This window comes from Micromonospora sp. DT231 (assembly GCF_049847025.1).
Lineage (GTDB): Bacteria > Actinomycetota > Actinomycetes > Mycobacteriales > Micromonosporaceae > Micromonospora.
In genome coordinates this window covers 215,269-229,592 of sequence record NZ_JBNCNO010000005.1, presented here as the reverse complement: position 1 = coordinate 229,592, position 14,324 = coordinate 215,269, and the positions used below count along the sequence as shown (strand labels likewise).

The following is a 14,324-nucleotide window of genomic DNA, read 5'->3' as shown; positions in this document are numbered from 1 at the left end:
AAACCTGGGCGGCCGCCCGTTCCGTGGCCGCTGGGGATCGTGGTTCCGATTTGGCCCGTGACGCAGTGATCGGGCAGATGAGGGCCGGTGACGTAATCCGCCTGACGACCGCCGCGAGCGTGCAGTTCCTGCGCCCGGTCACGGTCCGAGTGATTCGCGAGTTGCCTGATCGGCACACGTACGACGGATGGCTGTGGATCGATGGCTATGAGCTGAGCGCGGCGGGCGACGCGGTGGCGCGGCGCGAGCTGTTCGTGATGCGCGACGGTGTGCGGTGGGAGGCCCACCCCTCCGCACCCAGAAAGCCCAGGTCCGCTCACCGGCAGGTCATCCGTCGCGGCTCCGTGAGGGTCGGCTGATGCGCGGCGAGCCGGAGCACAAGCCGCTTCGCCCGTCGTGGCGCTGCCCGAACTGCGGCATCCTGTGGCCCTGCTCGGCAGCAAAGCTGCGCCTGCTGGGCGAGTTCCGCGAGAATCGGCCGGGCCTGCTGCTTCACCTCGCGGGGGTCCAGAAGGAGGCCGAGGCCGACCTCGCTCGGCTCAACCCGGACGCCATGCTGCCCGACCTGGCGCCACGCTTCGTCGGCTGGGCCGAGCGCCGTTAGGCGAGTAAGTCCGCACTGAGAGACTCGGGCGGAATCATTGACGAAACGGGCGCAATTACGAATGCGATCGGATCCGTGTAAAGATGTCCTGTGAGCTGCGCTTCGACAATTTCGTCCGCCGTCGATCCGACCGATTCTCCGCTCCGGCTGATCGGGGAGAGGGTGGTGTTGCGCGAATGGGCCGACTCCGATGTGCCGTACCTGCGAGGGCTCTTCGACGCGGCCGACGTGGCCGCGAACACCGACATTCCCTCTCCGTTCGACGCGGAGGCGTTCCTGGCCAGGATCCGGCGGCGTCGCGCACAGCGCGTCGTCGATCTGGCCGTGACGCGCGACGGCGGGGAGCCGCTCGGCCTCGTCGCCCTGCACCTGGCAGGCGGCGTCCTGGGGTACGCCATCGGCCCGGCGCACCGTGGTCGGGGCCTGGCGTCGCGGTCGCTGCGACGGATGACGGAGTTCTGCCACGAGGAACTGGCTTTCTCCCGGCTGCGGCTAGCCATCGTGCGGGGCAATGTGCCCTCGCAGGGGGTCGCCCGGTCCGCCGGATATGTCCGGGGCGACGACGCCCTGGTCGAGAGGGTCAACGGGCTGGGGGAGTCGAAGCTGCTCGAAACCTGGTGGTGGACCGCGCCCGGCTCGACCGGACGCTGAGGGCGCGGGGCGCGACGTCCCCGGCTATCCGCCGACCTGCGCAGCGTCCGGGCTCGGGGCGGACGGGGGCGTGTAGCCGAGTTCGGCCGAGATCTGGTTCGCGGTCTCCAGCAGGCGCGGCAGGTTGCTCTTCAGTTGGTCGAGGCTGGCGATGACCTCGATCGCCGTGATCGAGGCGGCGGCGATGACCTGGCCTCGGGAATCCCTGATCGGCGCGGCGACGCACATGACGTAGGCGTCGTGCTCGCCGTTGTCGGTGGCCCAGCCGTTCTCGCGGATGCGGACGAGTTCGGCTTCGAGGGCCTCGTGGTCGGCGAAGGTGGTGTCGGTGAATCTCTCGAAGACGACGTGGGAGAGCAGGCGGTCGCGTTCCTCCGACGGCAGGTACGCCAGGATCGTCTTGCCGACGGCGCTCGCGTAGATCGACACCGCCCGGCCCACCCGGGACGGCAGCTTGACGGCGTCGAACGCCGGGCTGTCGACCTTGTCGATGTAGATGATCTCGTCGCCGGTCAGTTGCGCCAGGTGCACGGTGTGGCTGGTCTCGCGCTGTAGTGCGCGCAGGTGCGCGGCCGCGAACTGACGCAGGTCCATCGAGCCGAGCGCGAGCTCGGACAGCTCGATCAGTCCGCTGCCGAGCACGTAGGTGCCCGCGCCGGTCCGGCGGACGAAGCGCGCGGATTCCAGTGTCTGCAGGATCCGCAGGGCCGTGGACTTGTGCACGCCGAGCACGTCCGCCGCCTCGGTGAGCGACAGCGGGTGCTCCGCCGACCGACGGATGAGGTCGATCGCACGGCGAATCGATTGCGCCAAGGCTAAGCCTCCCCCTCGAAGCGAGGGGCGAGCCCATCGCTTGCGTTGCAATATGTGCAATGTAGACGACGCCATGCGCAACCGCCACTTGACACCGTTGCGCATGGCGCTACGATCGTTGCAATTTCATCCCGAAGACTCTGACTCGTAACACTGGAGTAACGATGGGTAACCAGCGCGCTCGTTTCGGCATCGCGGGGGCGACATGTGCCCTCGGCTTGGTCGCCACTCTTCTGACCGGCTGCGGCTCCGACGGCGGCTCGGGCGACGGGGTCACCAAACTGACCTTCGCCGCCTCGACCTTCGGCGACCCGGGCCGCGGGCCTCTGCTGACCAAGTGGCTCGACGAGTTCAACCAGAGCCAGACCAAGGTCCAGGTCTCCGCCGCTGCGGTTCCGTACCCGACCTTCGGTCAGACGGTGCTCACGCAGATGGGCAGTGGCAAGGGCCCCGACCTGGTCCGCTTCGACATGCCCGAGTTCGAGGCCGCCTCGGACGCCGGCCTCGTCGCACCGCTGGACAAGGTGATCGACGCCGGCAAGTACGACCTGCTCAAGCAGCCGGACCAGTTCATGGTCCACGACGGCGTCCGGCACGGCGTCATCTTCGAGGCGTCGAACTACGCGATGTTCTACAACGCGGACCTGATCCCGACGCCGCCGACCACCTACGAGCAGTTCACCTCCACCGCGAAGTCGCTGACCAAGGGCGACGTCTTCGGCCTGGCGTTCCGCCAGACGGAGGCCGAGGAGGCCGGCGTGTGGCAGGACATCTTCAACTACGTCTACGGCTTCGGCGGCGCGTGGTCCGACGGCAAGAACCTGACGATCAACTCGCCGGAGAACCAGAAGGGTCTGCAGGCGTTCAAGGACCTGTACGACGCGAACGTGATCCCGCGCGGCGCGGACGCGGCGACGTTCCGGCGGATGTTCGCCGAGGGCAAGGTCGGGATGGAGCTCAACAACGGGGGGTACGTGACCGCCACGCGCGGCCAGAACGCCAAGCTGAACTTCAGCGTCGCGCCCATCCCGTTCCCGGTTCGCAAGCAGGGCGCGATCCTCGCGCCGATCGTGATCAACGAGGCGAGCGAGGGCAAGGACGAGGCCGGCACCTTCATCAAGTGGGCGCTGGAGCCGCAGAACCAGGTCAAGCTGCAGGAGATCCTCGGCGCGAGCAGCGTCGCCACCACCACGCAGCGCAGCCCGGAGACGCTCAAGGCGACCCCGTTCCTCCCCGTCTTCGACGGGCTCACCGAGACCAGCCTGCCGCAGATCGTCCTCGGGTTCGAAGCCAAGACGCCGGACATCCGCAAGGTGGTCGTGCAGAACGTGGTCGCGGCACTGCAGGGTAAGACCGACCTGAAGTCGGCACTGGACCGCGCCCAGCAGCAGGCGACCGACCTGGTCCGCTGACCGCTCGACACGGCGACGCTGCCGGCGCGACGGACGTGCGCCGGCAGCGTCCTTCCCCAGAAGGATCGAACCCGATGACTGTGGTCGAGCAGACCGGAGCACCGAAGACAACACCCCGAGCCCGGCGTCGGCCCAGCCCGCTGGGGAGCAAGTGGACGCCGTACCTGTTCCTGGCACCCGCCGCGCTGTTCATCCTCGTCTTCCAGGCGGTGCCTCTCGTCCAGGAGGTGTACCTGAGCTTCACCCGGACGAGACTGCTCAACCCGACCAAGAGCGAGTGGGTCGGCTTCGACAACTTCAACCGGATCTTCGGCGACCCGGAGTTCCGCCACACCCTGCTGATCACCGTCGTCTACGTGATCACCTGCGTCGTGGTCGCGATCGGCGCCGGGCTCGGCGTCGCGCTCCTGCTCAACGGGAGGTTCCGGGGCCGTGGTGTGGCGCGGGCGCTGATCACCGTCCCGTGGGCCGCTCCCGGCATCGCCGTCGCGCTCATCGCCACCTGGATGCTCAACGCCCAGTACGGGATCGTGAACCGGTTCCTCGACGCGGTGGGACTCGGTGTCCCGGGCGGCGCGATCCTGGACAGCTCGCGCTACGCCCTCCCGGCGGTGCTCGCGACGACCATCTGGCAGTTGTTCCCGTTCACCTCGGTGGTGCTGCTCTCCGCGCTGCAGTCCGTACCGCAGGATCTCAACGAGGCCGCGACCGTGGACGGCGCGGGGCGATGGGCCACCTTCCGCGCCGTCACCTGGCAGGTCATCAAGCCCACCGTGGGGCTCCTGGCGCTGCTGATGACGATCTGGTCGCTGCGGCGGTTCGAGCTGATCTGGCTGATGACCAAGGGCGGGCCGGTCGGCGCCACCGAGACGCTCGTCATCGACCTCTACTCACAGGCGTTCGACTCGAAGGAACTCGGCTCGGCGGCCGCCATCGGGATGGTCGGCGTCGTCATCTCACTCATCGTCGTCATCGGCAGCCGACTGGTCGCCCGTGCCGTGGAGAAGGAGCACGCCCGATGAGGCGCTTCCGTTTCGGTGTCACCGCACGGATCGTCGCCGTGCTCGTCGTACTCGGTGTCGCGGTGTTCCCGCTCTACTGGATGTTCGTCACGGCGCTGTCGAGCAACAGCGACCTCTTCGCCGAGCAGCCCCGGCTCACGCCGGACCTCGGCCAGTTCGGGGTGTTCGTCGACGCGCTGGCCGAGGGCAAGGCGGCCGGGTGGCTGTTGAACAGCCTGATCATCGCCGTGGGCACGATGGTCCTCTCGGTCGGCCTGGGCATCCCGCTCGGCTACGCGCTGTCCCGGTTCTCGTTCGGGGGCAAGGCCGTGCTGACCGTCGTGCTGCTGTTCACCCAGATGTTGCCCGAGGCGCTCATGGTCGTGCCGCTGTTCGCGCTGTTCCGCCGGTTCGAGTTGCTCGACTCGTTGACCGGCCTCATCCTCGTGAACTCCGCCTTCGTCCTGCCGATCGTGGCGCTGATTCTCAAGGGGGCGATCGACGGCATCCCGAAGGAGTTGGAGGAGGCGGCGCGCGCCGACGGCGCGCGGCCCTTCACCACCCTGACCCGGATCAACGTGCCGCTGATCGCGCCGTCGATCGCGGCGACCGCGGTCATCGCGTTCTTCCACGCCTGGAACGAGTACGTGTTCGCGGTGACGTTCATCTTCAACCCGGACCTGCAGCCGGCCTCCGTGGGCATCGCGAACTTCATCGGTGAGCTGGGTACGCCGATCCAGACGGTGATGGCCGTCGCCTTCCTGTTCACGCTGCCCGCCGTCGCCTTCTACCTGCTGGTGCAGAAGTACGTGGTGTCCGGCATGACCGCCGGCGCGGTGAAGGGTTGAGCCGAAAAATGAAGATCGTCTCCATCGACACGCTTGTCGTCGACTTCTACCGCACGAACCTCGTCATCGTGCGCGTGCACACCGACGCGGGGATCATCGGGCTCGGTGAGGCCACCCTGGAAGGGAAGGAACGGGCCGTCCAGGGCGCCATCGCCGAGCTGGCCGAGGCGGTCGTGGGTCTGGACCCCACCCGAATCTCGAAGATCCTCTACGACCTGGCGCGGGACTGGTACTGGCGTGGCGGGCCGGTCATCATGACCGCGTTGAGCTCGCTGGAGATGGCCCTGTGGGACATCTCGGCGCGCGACCTCGGCGTCCCGGTCTCGCGGCTGCTTGGCGGCGCGACCCGCGACCGGGTGCGCGCGTACGCCAACGGCTGGTTCTCCGGCGCCGTCACGCCGGAGGACTACGCGGCCGCCGCGCGCCGGACCGTGGAATCCGGCTTCCGCGGCCTCAAGTGGGACCCGTTCGAAAACTACGACCTCACCATCAGCACCGCGCAGTTGGATCGGGTGCTCGCCCAGATCGACGCCGTCCGGGGCGCGGTGGGCCGGGACGTCGAGCTGTTCGTCGAGGGGCACGGCCGCTTCGACGTCCGCCACGCGATAAAGGTCGCGAAGGAGATCGCCCAGTTCGACCCGGTGTGGTTCGAGGAGCCGTGCCCGCCGGACAACCTCGACGCGCTCGTCGACATCCGCCGCGCGTCGCCGGTGCCGATCGCGGCGGGGGAGCGGTGGTACGGCCGACAGGGCTTCGCGCCCGCGCTCGCCCGCCAGGCCGTCGACTTCGTCCAACCCGATGTGACACACGCCGGCGGGATCGCCGAGTTGGCCTTCATCGCGACGCTCGCGGCGACCAGCTACGTGGGGTTCGCGCCGCACAACCCGAGCGGCCCCCTCAGCACGGCCGCGACGCTGCAACTCGGGGCGACGCTGCCCAGCTTCCGGTACCTGGAGATCATGGCGACGGACGTGCCGTGGCGACCCGAGATCACCAACGAGCGGCTGGTGCTGACCGCCGACGGCGACGTGCTCATCCCGACCGGGGTCGGACTGGGCATCGAGCTGGACCTCGCCGCGATCGAGCGGCACCCGTTCACACCGCACCCGCTCCGGATGTTCCAGGACGCCGTGTACGACATCCGTCCGCGCGACGAGCGATCCTTCTTCAACCTGGAGAGCGGCTCATGACGGTGCCCCAGCCCCGGCGACAGCCCGACGGCGCGGACTGGTGCGGGACCGCCGCCGAGGCGCTGCCGGACGACGTCGACGACAGTGTCCTCATCGGCCGGATCTGGGACCCGGTCGGCGACGGCCCGTCACCCGTGACCGTCCGCGACGGTCAGGTCATCGACCTCAGCCAGCGGTTCCCCACCGTCCGGGACATCTGCGAACTGCCCGACCCGGCCGCGACGGTGGCCGGGCTCGACGGTCCGCGGCTGGGCGACTTCGCCGAGATACTCGCCAACACGGCTGCCGTGACCCGCGACCGCACCCGGCCCTGGTTGCTCGCCCCGGTCGACCTTCAGGCGCTCAAGGCCGCGGGCGTGACATTCGCCGTCTCGCTCGTCGAACGCGTCATCGAGGAACGGGCCCGCGGCGACCTGGCGCTCGCGGCCGACATCCGGCAGCGGATGCTCGCCGACATCGGTGCCGACCTGGACAGCCTGACCCCGGGCTCGGCCGAGGCCGACCGGCTCAAGAGCCTGCTCGTCGCCGAGGGCATCTGGAGCCAGTACCTGGAGGTGGGGATCGGACCGGACGCCGAGATCTTCACCAAGGGCCAGGTGCTCTCCGCCGTCGGCACCGCCGTCCCGGTGGGGGTGCTCGCCGCGTCGACCTGGAACAACCCGGAACCCGAGGTCACGCTGATAATCCAGTCCAGCGGCCGGATCGTCGGCGCCACCCTCGGCAACGACGTGAACCTGCGGGACGTCGAGGGCCGCTCGGCGCTCCTGCTTCCCCTGGCGAAGGACAACAACGCCTCGTGCGCCCTCGGTCCCCTGATCCGGCTGTTCGACGAACGGTTCGACCTGGAACGGGTGCGCGAGCTCGAGGTGAGCCTGGACATCAGCGGCGTGGACGGCTTCCACCTGGAGGCGGTCTCGGAGATGACGCGGATGTCGCGCGACCCGGCGGAACTGGTGCGGCAGTTGATCGGCCCACACCACAGCTATCCCGACGGCGCCGCGCTGATGCTCGGCACGATGTTCGCGCCCACCCAGGACCGGGACCGCCCCGGCGAGGGCTTCACCCACAAGATCGACGATGTGGTACGGATCGGCTGCCCGGCTCTGGGCACCCTTGTCAACCGGGTGCGCCACGCCCAGGAGTGTGAGCCCTGGCAGTTCGGCGTCCGGGATCTGATGGGCAATCTGGTGAGGAGAGGACTGCTGTGAACATGGTCAGCACTGTCGACCCGCGCGACGGCCGAACTCGTACGACGGATCTCAGCGAGACCGACGAGCCGCGGCTGGAGGCGATCACCGACCAGGCGTCGCAGGCGGCGCGGTGGCTGTCCGACCTGGGCAGACTCGGCAGAGCGGATCTGCTGGACGCGATCGCCGCGTCGCTGGAGGCCCGTCGCGGGGACCTGGTCGCGGCGGCGGAGGCGGAGACCGGTCTCAGTAACGCGCGACTCGACGGGGAACTCAACCGGGCGGCGATCCAGTTCCGGATGTTCGGTGCCGTGCTGCGCGACGGGGGCTACCTCGAGGCCGCCATCGACCACGCCGCCGACACACCGCTCGGGCGCGGCCCGGACCTGCGGCGGATGCTCGTACCCCTCGGGCCGGTGGCCGTCTTCGGCGCCAGCAACTTCCCGTTCGCCTTCTCGGTCGCGGGAGGGGACACCGCCGCGGCGCTCGCCGCGGGATGTCCCACGGTCCTGAAGGCCCACCCGTCGCACCCGTTGACCTCACACGCCTCGGCCGAGGCCATCGCGGCGGCCGTTCGCGACCTGGGCGGGCCCGACGGTGTGATCGCGACCGTGTACGGCGAGCAGGCCGGCCGCTCACTGGTACGCCACCCCGCGATCCGTGCCGCCGCGTTGACGGGCTCCGTCGGCGCCGCCCGTGGCATCCAGGCGGCCATCGACGAGCGACCTGACCCCATCCCCCTGTACGCCGAGCTGAGCAGCGTGAACCCGATCGTCGTCCTGCCCGGCGCGGCAGCCGACCGGGGGGAGCAGATCGCCGAGGGGTTGTTCGCCTCCTTCACCAACTCCGGCGGCCAACTGTGCACGAAGCCCGGGCTGGCCTTCGTCCCGTCCGATCCGAGCGGTGCGCGCCTGGTCGACTCGTTGCGGGAGAGGGTCGCCGCCACCGACGGTGCGGTCCTGCTCAACGACCGCATCCGGGCCGCGTACGAGCAGCAGGCGTCGGCGTTCGAGCAGGCCGGCGCTCGTGTCTCGGCGCGGCCGAAGATCGACGCCGAGGCGGGTTTCCGCGTCGCGCCGACGCTCCTGGAGGTCGATCTGTCGGGCCTCACCGCCGCGCTCACCGACGAGTGCTTCGGCCCGCTCCTGGTCGTGGTCCGCTACGACGACGTCGCCGACCTCGACGCGGTGTTGGCGACCGTCCCACCGTCGCTGACCGGCTCGATCCACAGTGGACCGGACGACGACGCCGACGCCGTACGCCGGCTTGTCGACGGGTTCGCCGGCCGATCGGGTCGCATCGTCTTCGACGGCTACCCCACCGGCGTCCGAGTGTCGTGGGCCCAGCACCACGGCGGGCCCTGGCCCTCGACGAACGCCGTGCACACCTCCGTCGGCGCCACCTCGATCCGGCGCTTCCTGCGCCCGCTGGCCTGGCAGGACGCCCCGGTCTGGATCCTTCCCGAGGAACTACAGGACGGCTATACCGCCATTCCCCGGCGAGTCGACGGGAGGTTGGAGCCAGCGGTGGAATAGCCGCGCCGGTATTCGTTCACCACACCCGTCGAATCGTCGGCCGGCCGCTCGCCGCGGTCTGCCACACGCCGAAGAGGGAGTAGGAACATGCCCGTCGCAGTCCCCCGTCCCCTGCCGACGCCGCCGAGGCGCCGGCCGCTGCTCGCACTGCTCGCCGCCGTCGCCGTCGCGGCCACGACTGTCGTCGCCCCGGCGGCGTCGGCCGCGCCACCGGCGCGGCTGGGCCCGACCGTCACCCGCACCGACACACCACCGACCGGGTACGAGGTCACCTTCCGGTACCGGGCGCCCGAGGACGTCCAGCAGGTCCACATCTACGGCGACTGGTTCTACTCCCGGCCGGAGAGCATCTCCTGCCAGGACTGCGGCGACGCCCGGCCACCCGCCGAGTGGCAGCCCGGCGACGTCGCGGCGACCCCGTGGCACATCCTGCCCCTGCGCAAGGGTTCCGACGGGGTGTGGACCATCACCACGCCGCTGCCCGCCGGCACGTTCCGCTACGCGTTCACCCACGACTGCGCCAACGAGCTGGCCACCGGCTGCGCCCTGCACGACGACCCGGCGAACCGGTGGCAGATCCAGCCGCAGTACCCGGGCGCGCCGGGCGCCGTTCGCAGCACGATCTACGTCCCGGCCAGCAGGAGGTTCCCGACGTACGACACCGGCTACCAGGCGCCGGTGGCCAGGATCGGCCGGTTGGAGTCGCGGCGGTACACCTCGCCGCTGTCGACGAACCCGCCCGGCGTGCACGACATCGTCGTCTACCTGCCGCACGGCTACGACCCCCACCGGGCCACGCCGTACCCGACCCTGTATCTGAGTCACGGCAGCGGTGACCACTCGACCGCCTGGACGATGCAGGGCGTGGCCCACCTGATCCTGGAGAACGCGATCCGAGATCGCGCCGTGGAGCCGATGGTGATCGTGTCCACCGACTTCAACGGCCTGCCCGGCGGCAACGAGGGCTACGTCGACGAGCTGCGGAACAACATCTTCCCGTTCGTCGAGCAGAACTACCGCGTCTCCACCCGCGCGCAGGACCGCGCCTTCGTCGGCTTCTCGGCGGGTGGCAGCCGGGCCTACACCCTCATGTACGACCACACCGACCTGTTCGGCTACCACGCGGCCTGGAGCGCGGGCGGGCCGGCCGCCACCCCGGCACAGGTCGACCGGATGAGGGCGGTGGCCGGCGGCATCATGATCGGCACCGGTCTCCAGGACCGCCTGGGCAACATCGCCGAGAACTCGCAGCGCAACGCGGCGGCCCTGCGGGCTGCCGGCGTCGACCTCGACGAGTACAACGTGCCGGGCGTGCACACCTGGCACGTCTGGCGTCCGCTGCTGGACCACTACCTGCGTACCCTGACGTTCCGCGCCACCACGACCGGCCTCGACGTCAGGTCGGCACCCGCCGGCGCCTCGCACCACACCAGGGTCACCGCCACCGCGACGGTCGCCGCCGTCAGCACCACCACCAGGGCGCCCTCCGGCCGCGTCGACTTTTACGCGGGTGACACCCGCCTCGGGTCGGCCCCGGTGCACAACGGTGTCGCCCGCCTGACGAAGACCGTCCGCGGTGGACTCGATGCTCCGGTGGTCGCCCACTATCGGGGTGACAAGCTTTTCAACGCCTCGCGGAGCGCACCGGTCGACGTCCGGTAACACCGGGCTCGACGCCTCCCCGGTGCGGTGGGAAAGACCCCGGCCGCCACCCCTGCTGACAGGAGTGGCGGCCGGGGCGCGTCCGGCTCAGCCGGTCACGGGGTCGCTTGCTCGGCACGCATCCGCAGCATGGTCCAGGACGCGGGCGGCAGCGTCAGCCGGACGGTGGCAGCGTCGCTCTGCGCGGTGTCGTTCGGTCGCGGTGCGGCGTGGTCCGGGCCGTCGGCGGTGTTCTTGGCGTCCAGGTCGGTGCCGCCGACGGTGACGCACTCGACGATCCCGGTCAGGTGGGCGCCGCTGACGTCGACGGTCACCTCGGCCGGGGTGTCGGTGACGCGGTTGACGAGGAACACGGTCATCTCTCCGGTGCTGTCGTCCCAGGTGGAGACCGCGTCGACGGCCGCCACCGCGCCGTAGCGGTCGGTGGTCGTCGTGCTGCCGTGGCGGAGCACGTCGAGCACCGCTCCCCGGGCGTGCCGGGCGGTGCGGGCGAACGGGTGGAAGATGGTCTGCCGCCAGGCCGATCCGCCGGGCTCGGTCATGATCGGTGCGATGACGTTCACCAACTGGGCCTGGCAGGCCGCCGTCACCCGGTCGCTGTGCCGGAGCAGGCTGATCAGCAGGCCACCGACGACGACGGCGTCGGCCACGCTGTAGTGATCCTCCAACAGCCGCGGCGCGACCGGCCAGTCCTCGCCGCTGGGCGGGGTGGACGGGGTGGCGGACTGGTACCAGACGTTCCACTCGTCGAACGCGATCATGATCTTCTTGGTGGAGCGGCGGATCGCCCCGACCGAGTCGGCGATGGCGGTGACGGCGTCGATGTATCTGTCCATGTCCTCGGCGGAGGCGAGGAAGCTGGGCAGGTCGTCGTCGACCGGCTGGTAGTAGGCGTGCAGCGAGATCAGGTCGACGTCGTCGTACGCCTCGGTGAGCACGTCGCGTTCCCAACTGCCGAACGTGGGCATGCCGAGGTGTGACGAGCCGCAGGCGACGAGTTCGAGATCGGGATCGAAGCGGCGCATGGCCTTCGCGGTCTGCGCCGCGAGGCGCCCGTACTCGGTCGCGCTCCGCTGGCCCACCTGCCACGGGCCGTCCATCTCGTTGCCCAGGCACCACAGCCGGATGCCGTACGGGTCGGTCGCCCCGTTGGCGCGACGCCTGTCGGCGAGGTGACTGCCGCCGCGGTGATTGGCGTACTCCAGCAGGTCGACAGCCTCGGCGGTGCCGCGTGTGCCGAGGTTGACCGCCATGATCGGTTCGACGTCGGCCTTGCCGAGCCAGCGCATGAACTCGTCCAGCCCGAACGCGTTCGTCTCCAGGCTGTGCCAGGCGAGGTCGAGGCGCGCCGGTCGCTTGTCGACGGGCCCGACGCCGTCCTCCCACCGGTAGGAGGAGACGAAGTTGCCACCCGGATAGCGGATCGTCGTCACGCCCAGCTCCCGGACGAGAGCCAGGACGTCGCCCCGGAAGCCGTCGGCATCGGCCGTCGGGTGTCCCGGCTCGTAGATGCCCGTGTAGACACTGCGACCGAGGTGCTCCACGAACGAGCCGAAGAGCCGGGGTGGCACCGGGGCCACGCGTCGACGCGGGTCCAGGCTCAGGTGTGCGGTGTTCACGACGCCTCCCCGGTGTGCGTCGGCCCGATCGCGGCAGGCCGGTCCGGCGAGGCGTAACGGTCGGGGAGTGGACGTCCGGCGCCGGCCAGGTGCGCCGGCGTCGTGTCGAGGTGGGGGTTCAGGACGGGCTCCCTTCGTGCGAGGTCCCGACGCCGGGGATCGCTGCCGCGGCGCGGAACCGAGGGTGGTGGGGTCCGTGTGCGGTCTGGACATCGCGGTGGTGGTGGACTACGTTCTCGATCTATGTAAACGTTACCGATTACGTTTACGGTAGGGAACAGCCGCCTGCGATCAATGTTCGACGATCCGGGTGGCCGCCGCCGCCGAGCCGGCGACGCCCGGCCGAACGCGACGGGCGTGGGTGCGTCCCGGCCGCCGCGCATTGTGTCGGTTATCGGGTCAAGCGCATTCCGTGCTGTGGTGTGAAATGGAATCCGACGGTCCTTTGCGCCCCGTTCTGCCGGCCGCTCACCGCAGATATCGGCAGTTCTCCTCGGGCACCGAGAGTGACAGGTGTCTGCTTATCCGTGCGCGTCTCCGGCGGCTCGCCGCGTCCGTCCAACTGTCCTGGTAGGACGGTGTTCCAGGCGTCGTGCAAGGCGCGGAGGTCTTGTGCTCGAAACCCCTGTCGGTTACGTTGGCAACACCCTGGAAACGTAACCGATAACGATTGCAGTCCAGAGGGAGCGGCATGATTGAGGTCAATGCGCCGGCCACAATGAGTGATGTCGCGCGGGTTGCCGGTGTTTCCACAGCCACCGTCTCGCGGGTGGTCAACGGACACTACGGCGTCAGTGCCCGCACGATCGCTCAGGTCCGCTCGGCCATCGAGCAACTCGGCTACGAGTCGAGTCTGGTGGCCAGCAGCCTCCGGCGCAGCCGCACGAACGTCCTGGGCCTCGTGACGCACAGCTTCCAGTCGTACACGGCCGAGGTGCTCAAGGGGGCGATGAAGGCGTTGAGCCGCTCCGGCTTCGACCTGATCATCTACGCCAACAGCGACCTCTACGGATCGTATTCGGAGGGGTGGGAGAAGCGGCACGTCACCCGCCTGTCCGGCACCCTCACCGACGGCTGCATCGTCGTCACGCCGTGGGGCGAGGTGCAGAGCCGTACGCCGATCGTGGCCATCGACCCGGTGCGCGGCTCGACGGCGCCCTCGGTGACGGCCGACAACCTCGCGGGCGCCACCACTGCGGTCGAGCACCTGCTGGGTCTGGGTCACCGGCGCATCGGGTTCATCGCGGGCCGCTCCAGCCTGGCGGCGGCGTGGTCGCGGGAGGAGGGCTACCGGGCGGCGCTTGCCGACGCCGGCATCCCGGTCGATCCGACGCTCATCGGCGAGGGGGATTTCAACCCCGAGTCGGCCACCCCGTTGGCGCGTGCGTTGTTGGACCGGACGGACCCGCCGACGGCGATCTTCGCGGCGAGCGACGGGATGGCGCTCAAGGTGCTGGAGGTCGCCGCGGAGTTGGGGCTCTCGGTCCCCGGGGACCTGTCCGTCGTCGGGTTCGACAACATCCCGGAGTCGGCGCTGACCGAGCCGGGCCTGACCACCGTGGACCAGTCGATGTACCAGCTCGGGTACGAGGCCGCGCGCATGTTGAAGTCGCTGGTGACCGGCGAGTGGGAGGGGCCGCGCCAGGTCGTGCTGCCGACAAACCTCGTCGTCCGCGGCTCGAGCGCGCCACCACGAGGCACGGCATGAGCGTGACAGACACCAGGCGCGCCGCGCGATCCGCTCGGGTGCGGTGGTGGCAGGACCGCGAAGGAGGTGTGTACGCAGCCCCACGGCGAGATCC

The 14,324-nt window shown here is 69.9% G+C and carries 13 protein-coding genes; 11 read left to right on the top strand and 2 right to left on the bottom strand.

Features of this window, described 5'->3' with window-relative positions; all coding sequences use genetic code 11:
• Nucleotides 1-77 precede the first annotated feature (77 nt).
• From ACPXBU_RS15380 to ACPXBU_RS15370, 3 genes are all read left to right on the top strand, one after another.
• Nucleotides 78-359: a hypothetical protein gene (locus tag ACPXBU_RS15380; RefSeq protein ID WP_425758771.1), complete on the top strand. Its 282-nt coding sequence runs from the start codon at nt 78-80 to the stop codon at nt 357-359.
• Nucleotides 359-604 (top strand): flavin reductase, encoded by a 246-nt coding sequence (locus ACPXBU_RS15375; protein WP_425758526.1) that lies wholly within the window; start codon nt 359-361, stop codon nt 602-604. Before ACPXBU_RS15380 ends, ACPXBU_RS15375 begins: the two co-directional genes overlap by 1 nt.
• Before the next feature lie 165 nt (nt 605-769).
• Entirely contained in the window at nt 770-1,255 is a 486-nt protein-coding gene (locus ACPXBU_RS15370) for a GNAT family N-acetyltransferase (protein ID WP_425758525.1), read from the top strand.
• Between the two features lie 24 nt (nt 1,256-1,279).
• Here ACPXBU_RS15370 and ACPXBU_RS15365 read toward each other — a convergent pair whose 3' ends face one another.
• Nucleotides 1,280-2,068 (bottom strand): IclR family transcriptional regulator, encoded by a 789-nt coding sequence (locus ACPXBU_RS15365; RefSeq protein WP_425758524.1) that lies wholly within the window; start codon nt 2,066-2,068, stop codon nt 1,280-1,282.
• A 164-nt stretch (nt 2,069-2,232) separates the two neighbouring features.
• Between ACPXBU_RS15365 and ACPXBU_RS15360 the strand changes: the two genes are divergently transcribed.
• The 7 genes from ACPXBU_RS15360 to ACPXBU_RS15330 all read left to right on the top strand — a co-directional run bounded on the left by ACPXBU_RS15360 (nt 2,233) and on the right by ACPXBU_RS15330 (nt 10,903).
• Nucleotides 2,233-3,480 (top strand): ABC transporter substrate-binding protein, encoded by a 1,248-nt coding sequence (locus tag ACPXBU_RS15360; protein ID WP_425758523.1) that lies wholly within the window; start codon nt 2,233-2,235, stop codon nt 3,478-3,480.
• A gap of 74 nt (nt 3,481-3,554) precedes the next feature.
• Nucleotides 3,555-4,502 carry a carbohydrate ABC transporter permease gene (locus ACPXBU_RS15355; RefSeq protein WP_425758522.1) on the top strand — a complete coding sequence of 316 codons (948 nt, stop codon included), beginning with the start codon at nt 3,555-3,557 and terminating at the stop codon, nt 4,500-4,502.
• Nucleotides 4,499-5,329 (top strand): carbohydrate ABC transporter permease, encoded by an 831-nt coding sequence (locus ACPXBU_RS15350; RefSeq protein WP_357369443.1) that lies wholly within the window; start codon nt 4,499-4,501, stop codon nt 5,327-5,329. Before ACPXBU_RS15355 ends, ACPXBU_RS15350 begins: the two co-directional genes overlap by 4 nt.
• 8 nt (nt 5,330-5,337) lie before the next feature.
• Complete coding sequence (locus ACPXBU_RS15345; RefSeq protein WP_393361401.1) at nt 5,338-6,519, top strand: mandelate racemase/muconate lactonizing enzyme family protein; 1,182 nt, start codon at nt 5,338-5,340, stop codon at nt 6,517-6,519.
• Nucleotides 6,516-7,727 carry a fumarylacetoacetate hydrolase family protein gene (locus ACPXBU_RS15340; RefSeq protein ID WP_393361398.1) on the top strand — a complete coding sequence of 404 codons (1,212 nt, stop codon included), beginning with the start codon at nt 6,516-6,518 and terminating at the stop codon, nt 7,725-7,727. The genes ACPXBU_RS15345 and ACPXBU_RS15340 overlap by 4 nt, the downstream gene beginning before the upstream one ends.
• A 2-nt stretch (nt 7,728-7,729) precedes the next feature.
• A complete protein-coding gene (locus ACPXBU_RS15335; RefSeq protein WP_425758770.1) occupies nt 7,730-9,241 on the top strand; it encodes an aldehyde dehydrogenase (NADP(+)) in 1,512 nt (503 codons plus the stop codon).
• A gap of 87 nt (nt 9,242-9,328) precedes the next feature.
• Complete coding sequence (locus tag ACPXBU_RS15330) at nt 9,329-10,903, top strand: alpha/beta hydrolase-fold protein (RefSeq protein ID WP_425758521.1); 1,575 nt, start codon at nt 9,329-9,331, stop codon at nt 10,901-10,903.
• 95 nt (nt 10,904-10,998) lie between these two features.
• On the opposite strand, the gene ACPXBU_RS15325 is transcribed toward ACPXBU_RS15330, so the two are convergent.
• Nucleotides 10,999-12,522, bottom strand: a complete 1,524-nt coding sequence (locus ACPXBU_RS15325; RefSeq protein WP_425758520.1) for an alpha-N-arabinofuranosidase — start codon at nt 12,520-12,522, stop codon at nt 10,999-11,001.
• Between the two features lie 691 nt (nt 12,523-13,213).
• Here ACPXBU_RS15325 and ACPXBU_RS15320 point away from each other — a divergent pair.
• Nucleotides 13,214-14,230, top strand: coding sequence for a LacI family DNA-binding transcriptional regulator (locus ACPXBU_RS15320; RefSeq protein WP_425758519.1), 1,017 nt, complete (start codon nt 13,214-13,216; stop codon nt 14,228-14,230).
• Nucleotides 14,231-14,324 lie beyond the last annotated feature (94 nt).